Raw genomic sequence first — 17,173 nt, forward strand, 5'->3', positions numbered from 1 at the left:
TCTGGTGTTTCAGTTGCGGTGATCAGGTAGCGATTTCGGAAAGCTTGACCGTGCGGCCCTCGTCGATCGAGCGATAACCCGCCTCGACCAGCGCCATGGTCTTGACGTTGTCGGCGACCGACAGCGCCGGCGGTGTGCCGGTCTTCACCGCGTGCTGGAGCTGCTCCATCACCCCGATAAAGGCATGCGGGAACCACATCGTGTCCCAGCTCGGACTGACCCACTCGCCTCCGGTCGTCTCGGTCGAGGCATAGGTCAGCGTCGAGGCAGCGCCCGTCGGCCAGCCAATGGTGCCCTTCGCGACCCCCTTGCTGCCGTCGACGCGCCATTTGATGTGCTGGTCGTCCTTGTAGCCATCCTGACGCGGACCGGACCAGACATCCTCCAGCGACACGGCAAGCACACCGGACGGGAAGCGCAGCGTCGACACGGTGATGCCGTCGGAATGGTCGAATATCGTGCGCGGATCCTTGCGTGTCAGCGTGGTGATCTCGTCGGGATCGCCGAACAGAAAGCGCAGCACGTCGAGATGATGCACGCTCATATTGGCGAGCGTCAGCCGGTCATAATCCTCGAGGAAGCTCTGCCAATGCGGGATGGCGTGCATGTCGATCTGCGCGAAGACGATGTCGCCCAGCGCGCCGCTGTCGATGATCTGCTTCAAGACGCGCATCGACTGGTCGTAGCGCATGTTCTGATTGACCGAGAGGATCTTGCCGGCTTTTGCCGCCTCGTCGCGCAGCTTGACCGCTTCCTCGACCGACAAGGCCAACGGCTTCTGCGCCAGGATCGCCTTGATGTGCTTCTGCTTCAGCGCGTGACGGATCAGCGCCGGCTGCAGGTCGGGCGGGAAAGCAAGATCGATGATCTCGACATTCTCGTCCTCGATCAGTTTTTCCGGCGTGTCGTGGACCGTGGGGATGCTCCAGCGCGTCGCCACCTTCTCGGCGCTGGCCCTGGTGCGCGAGGCGATTGCCACCACCGGGAACCCGGCTTCCTTGTAGGCGGCGAGATGGCACTCGGCCATGATCATGCCTGCGCCGACGCAGCCGATCTTGTATTCCTTCGTGCGGACCTTCACGTCCGGCTCGAAGCCTTTGCTTCCCATCTCTTCCTCCCGAAACTCTTTCCTTGCGGCGGCCGTCATCGTGCCAACGCTCCGCCGCTCTGTTCGAAATAATGCACTCTGGCCGGCTCGCAGGATATCGCCACCATGGCATCCGGCCGGATGTCGGGCTGGCCGCGCAGCAATGCCTTCAGCCGCGCCTGCCCGGCAGCGAGCGTCACCACGGTATAGCCGCCAAGCGGCTCGACCTCGAACACTCGCGCCGGGCGGCCCGGGCCCCCATCCGCCCACGGTCTAACCTTGATGTCTTCCGGCCTCAGCCCGATCTCCACGGCGTCGGCGGGCGCTGTCTTGTCTTCGATGCGGATCGTGCCTTCAGCCGCTTCGACACCGCCCTCGCCGCGCGCCGATCTCAGGATGTTCATCATCGGCGAGCCAAGCAGCCTTGCCACATAGGTGCTGGCCGGGCGGTCGTAAATCTCTGCCGGCGTACCGATCTGCCTGATCTGGCCGTCCTCCAGGATAGCGATGCGGTCGGCGACCGACATCGCCTCTTCCTGGTCATGCGTGACATAGATCAGCGTCTTGCCGAGTTCGCGCTGGATGCGCTTCAGCTCGACGCGCGTTTCCTCGCGCAGCCTGGCGTCGAGCGCCGAGATCGGATCGTCCATCAGATAGGCATTGGGATCGCGCACCAGAGCCCGCGCGATCGCCACGCGCTGCCGCTCCCCGCCCGAAAGCTGTCCCGGCGGCTTGTGCAGGATATGGCCGATATGCAGCTTCGCCGCGACGTCGGTGACCCGCCGCTTGATCTCGGTCTCGGCGACCCGGCGTTCGACAAGGGGAAAGCGGACATTTTCGAGCGCGCTCATATGCGGAAACAGCGCCAGGTTCTGGAACACCATCGCCACGTTGCGCTCGGCCGGCGACATCGCGTTGACCGGCCTGCCTCCGATCAGGATTTCGCCGGTGTCAGGTGTCTCCAGCCCGAGCACCAGGCGCAGGATCGTCGACTTGCCCGACAGCGGCGGTCCGAAGAAGCAGAAGAACTCGTTGTCGTCGACGGTGAACGAGGCGTCGTCGACGGCGAGTGTATTGCCGTAGCGTTTGGTCACATTGCGGAAGACGATATCGGCCATCTCAACCTGCCTTCATCGCAAGGCCGGTAGCGGCGTCGAAGACGCGCACCGACGACGTAGTGGGGGCGATGACAGCGGTGTCGCCGATAGCCAGTCCGACATCATTGTCGAACACCGTTTTCACAGCCGCCTCGCCCTGGCCGAGATGAACGATGGTGCGCGCACCGATCCGTTCGACAAAGGTCACCGGCATTGCGAGCCCCTGCCCATTCTGAACCAACGTCGCCTGTTCAGGCCGGAATCCGTAAAGCACCTCGCCGCGCGCACCGCGCATGGCCATCGCGAGTTCGCCCGGCAGCGGCGGCGTGACGCCCAGCGGTCCGAGATCGACGACCAGTCCGCGGTCGCTCTCCGCTGGCCTGCCCTTGAGCAGATTCATGCCCGGCGCACCGATAAAGCGGGCGACGAAGACATTGGCCGGATCGTTGTAGACCTCGAGCGGCGTGCCGACCTGCTGCAGCACGCCATGATCCATGACCGCGATGCGGTCGGCCATGGTCATCGCCTCAAGCTGATCGTGGGTGACATAGACCATGGTCTGGCGGAACTGCCGCTGCAGCTGCTTCAGTTCGGTGCGCATGACGGCCCGGAAAGCGGCGTCGACATTGGACAGCGGCTCGTCGAGCAGGAAGATCGCCGGCTCCATGATCGCCGAGCGGCCGATCGCCACCCGCTGCAAGATGTTGACCGACAGCCTGTCGGCCTTGCGGTCGAGCAGCGGCGTCAGCTGCAGCATCTCAGCGATAGCGCCGACACGGCGATCGATCTCGGCTTTGGCAGCCCCTCGCATTTTTGGTCCATAGGCAAGGTTCTGGCACACCGTCATATGCGTGAAGATGGCGTAGTTCTGGAAGACGAAGCCGACGCCGCGCCGGCCCATCGGCACGCCGGCCATGTCGCGCTCGCCAAACAGGATCTTGCCGCCGGTCGGCTCTTCCATGCCGGCGATCATGTTCATCGTCGTCGACTTGCCGCAGCCCGACGGGCCGAGCAGCGCCATGAACTCGCCGTCTGATATTGCCAGGTCCATGGTCTTGAGCGCGGTAAAGTCGCCGAATTTCTTGACCAGGTTCTGCAAGTGGATCGCGCTCATGCCGTTACCTCGCGTGCCCGCGCCATGCGCTTCATGGCAAACACCGCGACGATCGACAGCACGACCAGAATGGCCAGCGCGATCGCCGCCACATAGCCCCAGATCAAATCCTGAGTGGTGAGCTTGTAGATGTAGACCGAGATGGTTTCGGTGGCGACGCCTGGACCGCCGCCGGTCATGATGTAGAGCGTGTCGAAGATCTTGAAGTTCTCGATCACCCGGATCGCCAGCGCGATGATGATGATCGTCTTCATCTTCGGCAGCACGATGGTGACGAAGCGCTGCCAGGGATTGGCGCCGAGCAGCGTCGCCGCCTTGATCTGATCCTCCGGCACGCCGACCAGACCGGCAAGCAGGATGAGGAACATCAGCGGCGTCCACTGCCAGATGTCGGCGACCATCACCGCGATCAGCGCCAGAGTCGGATCCGACAGCCAGGCGATGGTGACGGGAGATCCGGTGAGCGCCGACAAGATGTCGTTCACCGGCCCTCCCGACTGGAACAGCATGAAGAACATGTAGCCGGCCACCGCCGGCACCACCATCATCGGCATCAGCAGGATCGAATAGAAGGCGCGCTTGCCCGGGAAATCGTCGGCAAACAGCGTCGCCAGCGCCAGCCCAAGCAGGAATTCCGCCGGCACGCAGACGATCATGACAATGACCGTACGCTTCAGCGCGCTCCAGAAGCGCGCGTCGGCGGCGAGATCGGTGTAGTTGGCAAAGCTGTTCCACATCGACCAGGCGTTCCACCAGCCGGTGCCCGACAGCGGCGACCAGTCGGTGACGCTGATGTAGAGCTGCATCAACAGCGGGAAGGCCGAGATGAACAGCACCAGGATCTGCGCAGGCAATGTCAGCCGGAAACCCAGCCTTGCGCCCTCATCGCGCGAAACCGGCTTTGCTCCGACGGCTTTCATCTCATCCTTGGACGTCATGGCAGTCACCGCGCTCATTGCTTGAGCGCCCCGAACGTCAACCCGCGCACAAGATGGCGCTGAATGGCGATGCCCATGATCACCGGCGGCACGGCCGCGATCAGGCCAAGCGCCGCCTTGGCGCCATAGAGCTGCCCGGTCATCGAGGAGGATAGCGAGGCCATGTAGACCGGGATGGTCACCCATTCGCGCGTCGTCAGAAGCAGCGCGATCAGATAGTCCGACCAGTTGAGGATGAAGACGAAGAGCGCGGCACTGGCCAGCGGCGCGCGCATCATCGGCAGCGTGATGCGGGTGAAGACGCGCAGCCGCGAACAGCCTTCGACAAGCGCTGCCTCCTCGATCTCGCGCGGCATGTCGTCGAAGAAGGTCTTCATCAGCCAGAAGGCGAACGGCAAGGTGACGATGCCGTAGATCAGCGCCAGGCCCCACCAGCTGTCGGTGAAGTTGAGGAAAGCCCACATGATCATCACCGGGATCATGACCGCCATCGGCGGAAAGATCCTGAGCTGGATCAGCGCCAGCGGCAGGTTCTGGCCGGAGCCGAAACGCGACAGCCCATAAGCCGCGGCAGTGCCCGCCGACATGGCGATCACCGTGCCGAAAACCGCCGACAGCAGCGATGCGAGGATCGGCTTCAGCGCGTTACGGTCGAGCGCGACGATCAAATTGTTGGTCGACTCGCCGAAGACGAAACGGAAATTGCTGAGCGTCGGGTTCTTCGGCCACCAGGTCAGTTCGGCGCCGGTCGCCGACCATTCGGCGATCGGCTTGAACGCCATCGATACCATCCACAGGATCGGCACCAGCGTCACCGCCATGGCCGCGAAGATCGCCGCATAGCGGAATATCAGGAAAGGAACGGAACGCTTCATCTGGCGGCTTTGCTGGTGGCGTTGTGGGCGGAGGGGAGAAGCAAGCTCCTCCCCTCCTTCGATATGATCCAGGGAGAAGGATCAGACGATTGGATCGAGAACTGTCGGCCAGGCCTCCTTGTTGGTCTTGATGGCTTCGAGCAGTTTGTCCTCGCCGGTGCGCCGGGCGATCTTCTTCCACTCTGCCTCGGTGTCGGCCATCGCCTGCTCCGATGTCTTGGCCTTGGTCAGCGCCGCCATCAGGTTCTCGTCGAGCGCATTGTGGAAGGCTGTCGCGCCGGGATAGTTGATGGTCGGCACGGTGCGGGCGACCGTCTCGCGCACGACGTCCATGTGGTAGGCATGATAGGTCTGGCGCACCAGCGGATCGGAGAAGTCCGAAAGCCGGAACGGGTCCAGATAACCGCCGGGGTTGGCACTCATCCAGGCATAGATGCGGGCCGAGCCCAGCCATTGCAGCAGGAGGTAGGCGACCTCCTGGTTCTTCGACTGTGACGAGACCATGCCGGTCAGCGAAAACCACAGCACGGAACGGCTGATCAGCTTGCCGCCGATCTCGCGGCCGGGCGGCAGCATCGAGCCGATCTTGCCGGTGACGGCTGAATCCTTATTGCCGGCATTGTCGAGGAATTTCGGCAGGTTGGAGAAGGCGCAGGTCATCGCCGCACCACCCTTGGCGAAGTTGCCATATTGCTCCGGCCAGCCCCAGGAGATCGCATCCGGCGAATGATGCGCGAGCGAAGCAACATATTCGTTGGTGGCGGCGATGCCTTGCTCGGAATTGATCATCGGCTTGCCGTCATCGCCAAACAGGAACTGGTTGGGCGAAGCCATCGAGACATAGCGCTGGTACCAGTTCGTGTAGCCCCAGCCCTGGTTGCGCAGGTCGGTCGAGCCGAACAGGCCCTTGTCCGGTCGCTGGAAGAAGGCGGCGATGTCGCCATGCTGCTTCCAGGTCTTCGGCGGCGCCAGATCGTAGCCGTATTTGTCCTTGAAGGCCTTCTTCTCGGCTTCGTCGCCGAACAGGTCGGTGCGGTAGACCCAGGTCTGGAAGTCGCCGTCCAGCGACACGCCATAGTTCGAGCCGCGGTATTTGTTGAGCAGCGACACGCCCTTGGCGCCGTTGACATAGCCGCTGACGGGATCGTCCCATTCAGGCTTATGCTGCGCGACAAAGTCGTCGAGCTTGGCGATGCCGCCGGTTTCGGCGAGGTCGCCGAGGCGGTTCCATTCGGTCGAGTAGATGTCGTAGGCCCCACCCTTGGTGGAGATGTCCTGCATCGTCTTGGTGAATTCCTGGCCGTTCGGCAGACCGACGATTTCGATCGCGATGCCGGTTTCCTTTTCCCACAGCTCCTTGATCGACGGCGCACCGGCCGGGAACGGCTGCGTGAGCTGGCCGATCGAGCCGTCGGACAGGCCGAGCACGATCTTGGTCGGCGCCTTGCCGGCGCCCTTCAGCGCCTTCGCCGCCTCGATGGCGCGGCCTTCCGGCGTATCGGCGCCATACTGGTAGCGCTCGGCCCCTTCGAAGCCCGTCGGGCCGCCGATCATGCCTGGCGCCAGCGCGTCGGCCGCATAGGCACGGCCGGGACGAATGAATTGGGGTGCGATACCAGCGGCGGCCATGATCACGGCCGCCTTTCCTCCGGATGCCAGCAGCCGGCGCCGCGAGATGCGGATCAAGTCAGACATTGAAACTCCTCCCTCAGGGCCACGTTTCCTCCACGACCCTTATGAGGGATATTGACGACAGCATGGCAAGGCTGTCAACATCATAAATAATCAAAACACATCATAACATCGCAATAGGGCAAGGAAATGCACAAAAACGGGATCCATCCGTCAAGCCGGATGCCTCAATTTGAGGGCACCCGACCCTTCCCGGCCCTGCGCAGCCCTGCCGGACCATTTGATTTAGCCCGGCGGCTTGCACATCGGCCAAGGGCGGATACATCATTTCCCATCAGAATCGCCGATGACGGGGAAGCCGTCACCAGCCGATCTGACGCATGCAGGAGATGAAAGACGGTGCGTTCCACCCTGACTGACATAGCCCGGGAGGCCGGCGTCTCGGCCGCCACCGTCGACCGCGTGCTCAACAACCGACCCGGCGTACGGGCGCGCACACGGGAAATCGTGCTCGAAATGGCGCAGCGCCTCGGCTACATCGCCGAAGGCCCGAACGGCGCGCCGCCACGGCCCTCGCCCGGCGAGGTCATCCGGCTCGACTTCGCCCTGCCGGCCGGCACCAATTCCTTCATCAAGATGCTGCACCGCCACATCGAGGCACAGGCTCTGGCGCGGCCCGACCTCGATGTTCGTATCGCCACCATAGAGGGCTTCAATCCTGACCGGCTCGCTCGCCTGCTGCAGGATCTGCGCGGACAGACGCAAGGCGTCGGCGTCATCGCACTCGACCACCCCACGGTGCGCGAAGCGATCCGCTCGCTGTCGGCCAACGACATCAAGGTGGTGACCATCGCTTCCGACATCCTGCATGTGCCCAGGGTCGCCTATATCGGCATCGACAACCGCGCCGCCGGGCGGCTGGCCGGCTATCTGCTCAACCGCTTCATGGGATCGGGGCGTCCGGGCAAGGTGGCGCTGTTCGCCGGCTCGCTGTCCTATCGCGGCCACGAAGAACGCGAGATGGGGTTCCGCCACGTGCTGACCGAGGAATCACCCAATCTGCAGATCGTCGAGATGCGCGAAATGCTCGACGATCGCGAGAAGGCCTATTCGGAGGCATCGGCCCTGCTGGAGCGGCACCCCGACCTTGCCGCGATCTACAATGTCGGCGCCGGCAACACCGGCATCGCCCGCGCGCTCAAGGAGCGCGACCGCGCCCAGTCCATGGTCTTCCTCGGCCACGAAGTGACGGACGGGACCAAGGACCTTCTGCTCGACGGCACGCTCGACGCTGTCATCGACCAGAACCCGCGCGTCGAGGCCCGCGAAGCGCTCAACACCCTGATCCATGCGGTCCGGGGACTGCCCTATGAACTGCACCAACCAAGGCTGCAGGTGATCTTCAAGGAGAACATCCCGGAGATTTGACCTGTACGAGGCGGCGCCGCAAAGCGCCCGCCCGCTCGATGCTTCTAGTCTATTGGACGGCAGCGACTTCAGCCGCGGCGCCATCGACAAAGCTCTTGTCGACCCATTTGCCATAGTCGATCGAGCCCTTCAGCAGCCCGGCGCTGGCCATGAATTTCTCCTCGCCTTGCAAGGCGGCGATCGCGCCGTCCGTGAGTTTCGGATCCTGATGGAACACCCCGTCGGCATAGGTCTTGCGGACGGATTTTTCCGACGACTTGGTGGCCTCCACAAACGTCTTGATCGTCTCATCCGGATGGGCATCGGCCCAACGCGAAATCTCGATATCGATCTTCAGCAGCCGCTTGACCAGATCGGGATATTTCGCCGCGAAGGCGCCGTTGACCGAGATGACGTTGGGCACGTTCCATTCCGGATGAGTGCTGGTGTCGAACAGGACGCGCGCCTCGCCGGTGTCGACCAGCTTGGCCGCCGTCGAATCGGTCTCGACAATGGCGTCGATATCGCCGCGCAGCAACGCCGGGCCGGATGCCTCGAACGGCAGGTTCAGACCTTCGACGTCATTGATGGTCAGGCCGACGCTGCTCAGTGCCTTGCTGAAGTTCGAATGCCGCACCGTGCCGGTGAGATAGGCGACCTTCTTGCCCCTGAGATCCTGCAGCGTCTTCAGCGGCGAGTCGGTCTTGACGACGATGTAGGAACCGCCGGCCTTCACATAACTCGACAGGCCGATCAGCTTGACGTCGGCGCCGGACGCAGCAACCCGCAGCGCCGGATTGTTGCCGGTATAGGTGAACTCGATCGCGCCGGTGGCCAGCGCGGTCGTCGCCTCCGAACCGCCATTGAAAGTCACCAGTTCGACCTTGATGCCGTCCTTGGCGAACTCCTTCTCCCACCAGCCGTCCTTCTGGGCGAGGATGAATTTGAGATGCCCCGGCGCGGTACTGCCGATGCGGATAATTTCAGGCTTGTCCTGCGCGAAGGCAGGCATGCCACCAAGGCCGATGACGACGCCAATAGCGCCCTTCAGCAGCAGCCGGCGAAGTGCGTCGAATGGAATGTTGGGCATGGGAAAAATCCTTCCTGGTTGGAATGAATGGACCGCTTAAATGAGCGAGGTCTCGGACTGGCCTTTCCAGGCTGTTGCCCAGCGCTCGAACCAGACGAGCAGGTAGTTGACGGTCAGGCCGATGACGGTCAGCGTCAGGATGCCGGCGTACATGTCGGCCGTTTCCATCATCAGCTGCGAGTTCTGGATGAGGAAACCGAGGCCGGATTTGGCCGCCAGCATCTCGGCGCCGATGACCGCGAACAGCGAGGATTTCACCGCCAGCCGGGCGCCGGCGACGATCGAGGGAATGCTGGCCGGCAGGATGACTTTGCGGAACAGATCGAAGTCGGACGTACCCATCGAGCGCGCCGCCTTGATCAGCAGCGGATCCACCGACTTGACGCCGCTGATCGTGTTGACGAGGAGAAAGAAAACCGAGGAGTAGAAGGTGATCGCCACCTTCGATTCCTCTCCGATGCCGAGCAACAGGATGAACACCGGCAGCAGTGCGAATTGCGATGTGTTTCGCAGCGTCTGCACCAGGAGGTCGGAAACCTTCTCGAACAGCGAATAGCGCCCCATCAACAGACCGAGGGGGATGGCCACCACCACGCCGAGTGCGAAGCCGATCGCGGCGCGCTGCAGGCTGATGCCGATATGCTCGATCAGCACGCCCGAGGCGAGCAGCGCCCACCAGGCGACCAGGACCTCGCTCAGCGGCGGAAAGAAGATGCGGTTCAGCCAGCCGAGCCGGGGCGCGATCTCCCACAGCAGGAAGAACAGGCCGAGCAGCGGCACGCCATAGAGGAACGTGCCGTGGCTTGCTTTCTTGCTCCGGATCTTGGCGCTGGCCTTGATGGCCGGGACCCTGGCGGCGGCTAGCGTTTCGCCAGCGCCGGCAAACAGGTGGAGCGCTCCCGCGGAGCCAAACTTCTCGGTCAGATAGGCCATTGGTCCAGCTCCTCAGTGACTGAAGGCTGGCGACAGGGTCCAGTCCTTCTGCGCCTTGTTGACCTCGTCGCGCAGCACGTCCCAGACGCGGGCGCGATATAGATTGAATTCGGCGCTGGCGCGGATGTCGCCGTCGCGCGGTCGTGGCAGGTCGATGTCGATGATCTCTTTCACCGCGCCCGGCCGTGCCGTCATCACCACGACGCGGTCGGCGAGGAAGATCGCCTCGTCGATCGAGTGGGTGACAAAAATCACCGTGGTGTTGATCTTGCCCCAGATCCGCAGCAGCTCGCCTTGCAGAAGCTCGCGCGTCTGCTGGTCGAGCGCCGCGAACGGCTCGTCCATCAGCAGCACTTCCGGGTTGCTGGCCAGCGCACGCGCGATCGCCACACGCTGCTGCATGCCGCCGGACAGCTGGTTGGGAAAACGGTCCTCGAAACCGGCAAGGCCGAACAGCGCCAACAGATGGCGGGCTGTGGCGGCACGCTCGGCCTTGGCTACGCCGCGCACTTCCAGCGCATATTCGATGTTGGCGAGCGCCGTGCGCCAGGGAAACAGCGCATATTGCTGGAAGACATAGCCGGTCTTTGGATCGGGCCTGGTGATGCGCCTGCCGTCGAGCTGGACGTTGCCGCCGGTCGCCTGCGTCAGCCCGCCAATGATATCGAGCAGCACCGACTTGCCCGAGCCGCTCGGGCCGACCAGCGTGATGAACTCGCCCTTGCGGATGGAAAGCTCGACGCCGTCGAGCACGGTGACGCGGTCGGTCGCCTCGCCATCCACGGTGACGAACTGCCCCGGCTTGAGCTGGAAGGTCTTGCTGATGTCGCTGACGACGATCCGGTCCATGTTCGGGCGATCCATATCTGTCTCCGATCGGTTCACTGCGCCACGCGGATGCGGTGCGTCGGGTCGAATTCCGAGCCGCCCGCCTTGCCGCGCTTCCAGCCAAGCGCGCGGGCATAGGAGCCGAACATCTGGCGGGCGTCGGCCTGAGCTTCCGTGATGCCGGTCGGCCCTTCGGCGAACTCGGCCACATAAAGCGCGTCGGTCGGGCAATAGATCTCGCAAAGAAAGCAGGTCTGGCAGTCCTCCTGGCGAGCGATCACCGGCACGCCATTGTCGGTCGCGTCGAAGACGTTGGCCGGGCACACCTTGACGCAGATGTCGCATTCGACGCAGCGCGTGGCCGAGACGATCTCGATCATGACGCCAGCTCCGCCAGCCGCTCAGGCGCACCTGCGATGCGGAACGCATCCACACCGGTGATGACCAGCCGGTGCGCGAAGGCCGGGCTCTTGCCCGCCAGATCGGTGCGGCGGTGCATGCCGCGGCTCTCGGTGCGGTGCAGCGCGGCGGCCACGGACCAACGCCCAGCAGCGGCGATCGATGCCGCTTCGCGCGTGCGGACCCGGTCCAGCCCCTCGCCTTGCAGATGGCTGCGCACGTCGCGCCAGACACTCTCCAGCCGCTCGCCGCTTTTCTCCAGGCCCTCGCCAGTGCGGAAGAAATTCTTGTCGAGCGGCGTGACTTCGCTACGCACCGCCTCGATAACTTCGCCCGCCGAGATGTCGGCCCTCGCCGATGATGCAGGACGCAACCCGGCCTGGCCGAGCGATTGCACCGCGCTGCGGAAGGCCTTGCCGGTGCGGCGCTTGGCATGGGTCGAGGCGCCCTTGCCGGCCCACCAGCCACTGGCCAGCGCCCAGGACGAATTGACGGCGCCGCCGCCTGATAGCGCACCGGTCATCATCTCGCGGCTGGCGGCATCGCCGGCAACATAGAGGCCGGGCACGCCGGTGGCGCAATCGTCGGAGACGATGTCGATGCCACCGGTGCCCCGCACCGTGCCTTCGGCGCGCAAGGTGATGCGGAACAGTTCGCTGAACGGATCGATGCCGGCGCGGTCATAGGGCACGAAGCAGTTCGGCTGGCCCTGGCGCAGCCAGCCTTGCAGCACCGGCTCGGCTTGATCGAGCCGCGCATAGACCGGGCCGTCGATCAGCGCACGCGCCACTTCCTCCTCGCGGTCGCCGATGCCGTTGCGCAACGGCTCGCCGGTCGGCCCGAGGATCGGCGAACCATCCTCGCGATGGAACGATGCCCAGCGGAACGGCAGGCCCTTGTTCAATGAGGAGCCATAGGGCGCCAGCGTGTACTTGCCGGTGAACTCCATGCCCGACAGGCTGGCGCCGGCTTCCGCCGCCATCAGATAGCCGTCGCCGGTCAGCCCGGTCGCGCCGAGGATGCGCTCGCGGAAAGCGCAGCCGCCCGTCGCCAGCACCACCGCGTTGGCGTCGACGCGCCAGTCCTGGCCGATCTGCCGGGCGACACCGGCGGCGCCGACGATGGCATTGCCGTCGGACAGAAGTTCGAGCGCCGGGTGATGGTCGAGCACGGTGACGCCGGCCAACAGCACCCGGCGGCGCATGAAGCGCATGTAGTCCGGCCCGCGCAGATTGGCGATGTAGAGCCGGCCGTCATCCTCGCTCGGAAAGGGATAGCCCCATTCGGACAGCCTGAGCAGATTGCGGTAGGCGGTATTGACGCAGCGCAGCATCCAGCGCGGGTCGGCGAGTTCGCCGGTGCGCTGCCAACGCCGCTCAACGACGGCATGCCTGTTGTCGCCCGGCGGCACGCACCAGGTGCCGGTGTTGGAGGGCGCGGTGGCGCCACTGGTGCCAAGATAACCTTTGTCGGCCAGCACCACCTTGGCGCCGCTCTCGGCCGCAGCGACAGCCGCCCAGGCCGCTGACGGACCTCCGCCCAGCACCAGCACGTCGGCCTGGAGGTGCAGCCTGTCAGAAACGGATTTTTGCGGCTTGGGCATGGATACCTGGCGAATGCCTCGAGGACGGCGCTAGGCCGCGCGGGCCGCGCTGGAAGACCAGACCGGCTCGTTGCCGGCGCTCCACTTGATGTTGCAGCCGATCGACGGCACCTGGCTGGCAGTGGGCCTGCCGCCCTCCAGCACCGTGTCGACCGCTGCCCGCAGATCGGCACCGGTCACCGGCTTGCCATTACCCGGCCGCGCATCGTCGAACTGGCCGTGATAGGCGAGCCGCCGGTCGGCATCGAACAGGAAGAAGTCGGGTGTGCAGGCGGCGCCGTAGGCCTTCGCCGTCTGCTGCGACGCGTCCTTGAGATAGGGGAAGGAATAGCCGAATTTTTCGGCCTCTTCGCCGATGCGGGCCAGCGTCTCCTCCGGATGCGCCTCATGGTCATTGGCGTTGATCGCCACCACTTGCAGCCCCTTGCCGGCATAATCCCTGGCGAAAGCGGCAAGCTGCTCACGGATCAGCACGACGAACGGGCAGCGGTTGGAGATGAAGGCGACGAGCAAGGCCGGCTTGGCATCGAAATCGGCGAGCCGGTGCAGCACGCCTTGCGCGTCGGGCAACAGGAAATCGGCGGCCTTTGTGCCGAGGTCGATCGGATTGGACTCTGTCTTCGGCATCGATGCGCGCTCCCTTTGTGCAGCCGGTTTTCACAGGCCAAGGTGCGAGCGCCTCGAACGTTCGCAGTTAGTCTATGAATTTAGTATAATTATAGGCTAGAGAGCACATTCACGGTCAACCGCGCGGCTTAGAATATCGTGCCAATGTTTCAGGCCGAGCCGCCAAGTTTGTTCGGGCGGAAGCCGATCCGGAGAAATCCGAACGGACAGGATTTATCAAGCGCAACGGGTTCGACGACGAATTGGTACTGCCCAGCCGAAACGCCTTGCGATTTTCGCGACGTCATTCCCCTTCCGGATAGAGCGCCTTCGCCAGGTCGCGGATCGCATCTGATGTGCGCGGGCCGAAGCCGATCATGTAGGCGCCGTCAAGCACGACCAGCGCCTTGTTGGCCGCCGCCGGCGTTGCCGCCAGCGCGCGGTTGCCGAACACCTGCTCGGGCGTCGGGCCACCCTTGCCGTCGCTCATCATCAGGATGACATCAGGCGCCATCTCGATCAGCTTTTCCTCTGATGCCGCCTTGTAGCCCTGCACGACATCCATCGGGTTGCGGCCGCCGGCGTAGCGGATGATGGCGTCGGCCGAGGTGCCGGCACCGGCTGCGCTCAGCTTCACAAGGCCATGAAAGAACACCACTTTCTTGCGCCGCTCCGGCGGGATTTTTGCTGCCAGATCGGCTGCCGTCTGAAAGGCGGTGAGCACCTCGGCGGAAACCACCTTGCCCTTGTCCTCGAGCCCAAGGCTGGCGGCGATCAGGGTGATCTTGCGCTCGATGCCTTGCGGGGTGTTGTCCTGCGGGACGAAGACGATCGGGATCGCCAGCGACTTCAGCACCTCGACCGCCTCCGGCGGCCCGCTGTCCTCGGCCGCCAGGATCAGATCGGGACGCAAGCTGGCCAGCCCCTCGACCGAAAGCTGGCGGCGGTAGCCGACATTGGGCTTCCCGGTTACGGATGGCGGATATTTGCTGCCGCGATCGACGGCGATGATCCGCTCGCCGGCGCCGAGCGCGTGCACGATCTCGGTGACGTCGGAGCCGAGCGTCACGATTCGGGTCGCCGCGCCCGGCACGACGCTTCGCCCCAGCGCATCGACAACCGTCTCGGCGGCCAGCGCCTTGAAGCCGCAGGAAGGCGCCAGCACCGACAGCGCCAGAAGCAGCACCGCCGCGATCCTGCCCGGTTGCAACCAGCCGATCCTCTTGCCATCGCCCACACTTCCGACCATGCCGCTGCTCCCGTGCCAAATGCTTCTCGATGACGGTCGGCTATAAATTTAAAGTTGACTTATGTCATCATGTTTTAATATGTGACCCCTGCCCCGGCCCGCGTGGTCGAGGGATTCTCGATCATGCCAGCCAAGGCCCTTCAGCCACCGCCAGCAGTTTTGCTTTTGCTTGGGGGCTGCATGACTATGACAACGACAACAAACACGACCTTGATGGCGAGCACCGCGCTCGCCTTCGTGCTCGGCCTCTGCGCCGTGCCTTTTGCCAACGCGCAGGAACAGGACCAGGAGAAAAAGGCCGCCGCCAAGGCCGGCCGCCTGGCACCGGCCAGTGCCGCGCAGCACCAGCCGGCGACCATGCTCGACGTGATCACCATCTCGGCGACGATGATCAAGACGGCGGTGATCGAATCGATGGCCGCCATCAGCGCCATCGATCAGGACGAACTCGACCGCATTCAGCCCGACACCGCCGCCGACATCTTTCGCACCACGCCCGGCGTCGCCGCCTCGATGAACGGCGACGATCCGGCAACCGCCATCAACATTCGCGGCCTGGAACAATATGGCCGCGTCGTCGTGACACTCGATGGCGCTCGTCAGGATTACTGGCGCGTCGGTCACGGTTCGGGCTCGTTCTATGTCGAACCCGACCTGATCAAGGAAGCCACTGTCATTCGCGGTCCGGTGTCGAATGCTTATGGTTCCGGCGGCATCGGCGGCGTCGTCTCCTTCGAGACCAAGGATGCCGGCGACTTCCTCAAGAAGGACGAGCGCTGGGCGCTGAGCGAAAAGCTCGGCTATGAGGACAATGGCGACGGCTTCACCACCAGCACCACCGGCGCCTACCGTTTCAGCGACGATGCCGACATCATCGGCAACCTCATCTATCGCGACCGCGACAGCTACACCGACGGCAATGGCGACACCGTGCCGTGGACCGGCGAGCGGGTGACCAGCGGCTATCTGAAGACGACTCTGCGGCCGGCCGATGGCCACGAGCTGAAGCTCGGCGCCATCCTGCAGCGCTACAACGACCAGATCACCGGATCCAGCGGCTCGACCTCGCCAACGCTGAGCCGCTACGACACCAACACCACCAACCAGACCTACACCGCTGCCTACACCTGGAGACCCGACGACAACGCGCTGATCGACTTCAGCGCCAATGCCTACCACAACCGCACCCGCGCCGAGCAGACGCAGGTCGCGCCCGCCTCAGGGATCGGCAATTTCCGTTTCTATGATGTCGCCACCTCGGGCTTCAACGTGAAGAACTCCTCGCGCTTCGACGCCTGGGGGCTGGCCCACACGCTGACCTACGGACTCGATTACTACTATCTCGAAGCCTCCTCGGAAGCGGCGCATTTCGGCGCTGGCCAACAGCAGGGCTATGGCGGCTTCCTGCAGTGGCAGGGCGATTACGAGGACTGGCTGCAGGCCATAGCTGCGATGCGCTATGACGGCTACCAGCTCGATGGCGAGACGCGCATCCCGTCGCCACAGGAAGCCTCGATCTCCGGCGATCGCTGGTCGCCGCGCCTCACCGTCGGCGTCACGCCGTTTGACGGCTTTCAGCTCTATGGCACCTACTCCGAAGGCTACCGGGCGCCTGGCCTGCAGGATGTCTTCCGTGGCGGCGGCGCGCATGGCGGCGGCGACACCTATCGGCCCAATCTCCTGCTGCAGCCCGAAACGGCGAAGAGCTGGGAAGCCGGCATCAATGTCAAATACGATGATTTGCTGACGCCGGGCGACCGGTTGCGCGCCAAGCTCAACGTCTTCCACACCGACGTCGAGGACTATATCGACGTCGACCTCACCGTCCTGCCGCGCACGGCAATCAACATCGGCGACGCCCGCCTGAAGGGCGTCGAGGCCGAGATGGTCTATGACTACAACTGGGGTTTCGTGAACCTCGCCGGTGCGCTGATCAACGCCAAGGTCGTCAGCGGCGTCTATTCCGGCCAGGCGCTGAACAACACGCCGCTCGACCGCTTCTCGGCCACAATCGGCTTTCGCATGCTGGAGGACCAGCTCACGGTCGGCGCGCAATATCTCAGCGTCGGCAAGATCACCCGCACCAGCCGCACCAATCCCAACGCCGTGCCGATTGTCGACGACGCCTTCGATCTGGTCAATGTCTTCGCCAACTGGCGCGTCAACGACAACCTCAAGCTCGATTTCGGCGTCGATAACATCTTCAACACCGCCTACACCGACCCGCAAAGCGCATGGTCGACCTCGGCGGCAACCGAACAGGGCAAGGGCCGCACCTTCAAGGTGGCCCTCACCGGCAGGATCGGAGGCTGACA

At 64.0% G+C, this 17,173-nt stretch carries 15 protein-coding genes; 2 read left to right on the forward strand and 13 right to left on the reverse strand.

Going from position 1 to position 17,173, the window contains the following annotated elements; genetic code table 11:
- Nucleotides 1-22 precede the first annotated feature (22 nt).
- The 6 genes from AC0L3E_RS14635 to AC0L3E_RS14660 all read right to left on the reverse strand — a co-directional run bounded on the left by AC0L3E_RS14635 (nucleotide 23) and on the right by AC0L3E_RS14660 (nucleotide 6,806).
- Nucleotides 23-1,108: a Gfo/Idh/MocA family protein gene (locus tag AC0L3E_RS14635; RefSeq protein WP_473605025.1), complete on the reverse strand. Its 1,086-nt coding sequence runs from the start codon at nucleotides 1,106-1,108 to the stop codon at nucleotides 23-25.
- Between the two features lie 35 nt (nucleotides 1,109-1,143).
- Entirely contained in the window at nucleotides 1,144-2,205 is a 1,062-nt protein-coding gene (locus AC0L3E_RS14640) for an ABC transporter ATP-binding protein (RefSeq protein WP_473605026.1), read from the reverse strand.
- Nucleotide 2,206: 1 nt separating this feature from the next.
- Complete coding sequence (locus tag AC0L3E_RS14645) at nucleotides 2,207-3,298, reverse strand: ABC transporter ATP-binding protein (RefSeq protein ID WP_473605027.1); 1,092 nt, start codon at nucleotides 3,296-3,298, stop codon at nucleotides 2,207-2,209.
- Entirely contained in the window at nucleotides 3,295-4,254 is a 960-nt protein-coding gene (locus AC0L3E_RS14650) for a carbohydrate ABC transporter permease (protein WP_256746908.1), read from the reverse strand. The genes AC0L3E_RS14645 and AC0L3E_RS14650 overlap by 4 nt, the downstream gene beginning before the upstream one ends.
- Nucleotides 4,251-5,111: a carbohydrate ABC transporter permease gene (locus AC0L3E_RS14655; RefSeq protein ID WP_127269508.1), complete on the reverse strand. Its 861-nt coding sequence runs from the start codon at nucleotides 5,109-5,111 to the stop codon at nucleotides 4,251-4,253. The genes AC0L3E_RS14650 and AC0L3E_RS14655 overlap by 4 nt, the downstream gene beginning before the upstream one ends.
- A gap of 81 nt (nucleotides 5,112-5,192) precedes the next feature.
- Nucleotides 5,193-6,806 (reverse strand): extracellular solute-binding protein, encoded by a 1,614-nt coding sequence (locus AC0L3E_RS14660; RefSeq protein WP_473605028.1) that lies wholly within the window; start codon nucleotides 6,804-6,806, stop codon nucleotides 5,193-5,195.
- Nucleotides 6,807-7,142: 336 nt separating this feature from the next.
- Here AC0L3E_RS14660 and AC0L3E_RS14665 point away from each other — a divergent pair, with 336 nt between their 5' ends.
- Nucleotides 7,143-8,171, forward strand: a complete 1,029-nt coding sequence (locus AC0L3E_RS14665) for a LacI family DNA-binding transcriptional regulator (RefSeq protein WP_473605029.1) — start codon at nucleotides 7,143-7,145, stop codon at nucleotides 8,169-8,171.
- A 49-nt stretch (nucleotides 8,172-8,220) separates the two neighbouring features.
- On the opposite strand, the gene AC0L3E_RS14670 is transcribed toward AC0L3E_RS14665, so the two are convergent.
- From AC0L3E_RS14670 to AC0L3E_RS14700, 7 genes are all read right to left on the reverse strand, one after another.
- Nucleotides 8,221-9,240 (reverse strand): aliphatic sulfonate ABC transporter substrate-binding protein, encoded by a 1,020-nt coding sequence (locus AC0L3E_RS14670; protein ID WP_473605030.1) that lies wholly within the window; start codon nucleotides 9,238-9,240, stop codon nucleotides 8,221-8,223.
- Between the two features lie 36 nt (nucleotides 9,241-9,276).
- Nucleotides 9,277-10,173 (reverse strand): ABC transporter permease, encoded by an 897-nt coding sequence (locus tag AC0L3E_RS14675; RefSeq protein WP_473605031.1) that lies wholly within the window; start codon nucleotides 10,171-10,173, stop codon nucleotides 9,277-9,279.
- A 12-nt stretch (nucleotides 10,174-10,185) separates the two neighbouring features.
- Nucleotides 10,186-11,022: an ABC transporter ATP-binding protein gene (locus AC0L3E_RS14680; protein ID WP_473605098.1), complete on the reverse strand. Its 837-nt coding sequence runs from the start codon at nucleotides 11,020-11,022 to the stop codon at nucleotides 10,186-10,188.
- Between the two features lie 32 nt (nucleotides 11,023-11,054).
- Nucleotides 11,055-11,381, reverse strand: a complete 327-nt coding sequence (locus AC0L3E_RS14685; RefSeq protein WP_127270526.1) for a 4Fe-4S dicluster domain-containing protein — start codon at nucleotides 11,379-11,381, stop codon at nucleotides 11,055-11,057.
- Nucleotides 11,378-13,003, reverse strand: a complete 1,626-nt coding sequence (locus AC0L3E_RS14690) for an FAD-binding protein (protein ID WP_473605032.1) — start codon at nucleotides 13,001-13,003, stop codon at nucleotides 11,378-11,380. Before AC0L3E_RS14690 ends, AC0L3E_RS14685 begins: the two co-directional genes overlap by 4 nt.
- A 30-nt stretch (nucleotides 13,004-13,033) precedes the next feature.
- Complete coding sequence (locus tag AC0L3E_RS14695) at nucleotides 13,034-13,630, reverse strand: thioredoxin family protein (RefSeq protein WP_128309625.1); 597 nt, start codon at nucleotides 13,628-13,630, stop codon at nucleotides 13,034-13,036.
- A 283-nt stretch (nucleotides 13,631-13,913) separates the two neighbouring features.
- Complete coding sequence (locus AC0L3E_RS14700) at nucleotides 13,914-14,858, reverse strand: heme/hemin ABC transporter substrate-binding protein (protein ID WP_473605034.1); 945 nt, start codon at nucleotides 14,856-14,858, stop codon at nucleotides 13,914-13,916.
- A gap of 186 nt (nucleotides 14,859-15,044) precedes the next feature.
- On the opposite strand from AC0L3E_RS14700, the gene AC0L3E_RS14705 reads away from it, so the two are divergent.
- Complete coding sequence (locus AC0L3E_RS14705) at nucleotides 15,045-17,171, forward strand: TonB-dependent hemoglobin/transferrin/lactoferrin family receptor (protein WP_473605035.1); 2,127 nt, start codon at nucleotides 15,045-15,047, stop codon at nucleotides 17,169-17,171.
- Nucleotides 17,172-17,173 lie beyond the last annotated feature (2 nt).

The organism is Mesorhizobium sp. WSM4822 (genome assembly GCF_055811155.1).

Coding starts and splice junctions, on each gene's coding strand:
- AC0L3E_RS14670 (WP_473605030.1), bottom strand. CDS start 9,240: ATGCCCAACATTCCATTCGACGCACTTCGCCGGCTGCTGCTGAAGGGC.
- AC0L3E_RS14705 (WP_473605035.1), top strand. CDS start 15,045: ATGACAACGACAACAAACACGACCTTGATGGCGAGCACCGCGCTCGCC.
- AC0L3E_RS14650 (WP_256746908.1), bottom strand. CDS start 4,254: ATGAGCGCGGTGACTGCCATGACGTCCAAGGATGAGATGAAAGCCGTC.
- AC0L3E_RS14680 (WP_473605098.1), bottom strand. CDS start 11,022: ATGGACCGGATCGTCGTCAGCGACATCAGCAAGACCTTCCAGCTCAAG.
- AC0L3E_RS14695 (WP_128309625.1), bottom strand. CDS start 13,630: ATGCCGAAGACAGAGTCCAATCCGATCGACCTCGGCACAAAGGCCGCC.
- AC0L3E_RS14635 (WP_473605025.1), bottom strand. CDS start 1,108: ATGGGAAGCAAAGGCTTCGAGCCGGACGTGAAGGTCCGCACGAAGGAA.
- AC0L3E_RS14685 (WP_127270526.1), bottom strand. CDS start 11,381: ATGATCGAGATCGTCTCGGCCACGCGCTGCGTCGAATGCGACATCTGC.
- AC0L3E_RS14675 (WP_473605031.1), bottom strand. CDS start 10,173: ATGGCCTATCTGACCGAGAAGTTTGGCTCCGCGGGAGCGCTCCACCTG.
- AC0L3E_RS14690 (WP_473605032.1), bottom strand. CDS start 13,003: ATGCCCAAGCCGCAAAAATCCGTTTCTGACAGGCTGCACCTCCAGGCC.
- AC0L3E_RS14655 (WP_127269508.1), bottom strand. CDS start 5,111: ATGAAGCGTTCCGTTCCTTTCCTGATATTCCGCTATGCGGCGATCTTC.
- AC0L3E_RS14660 (WP_473605028.1), bottom strand. CDS start 6,806: ATGTCTGACTTGATCCGCATCTCGCGGCGCCGGCTGCTGGCATCCGGA.
- AC0L3E_RS14700 (WP_473605034.1), bottom strand. CDS start 14,858: ATGGTCGGAAGTGTGGGCGATGGCAAGAGGATCGGCTGGTTGCAACCG.
- AC0L3E_RS14645 (WP_473605027.1), bottom strand. CDS start 3,298: ATGAGCGCGATCCACTTGCAGAACCTGGTCAAGAAATTCGGCGACTTT.
- AC0L3E_RS14640 (WP_473605026.1), bottom strand. CDS start 2,205: ATGGCCGATATCGTCTTCCGCAATGTGACCAAACGCTACGGCAATACA.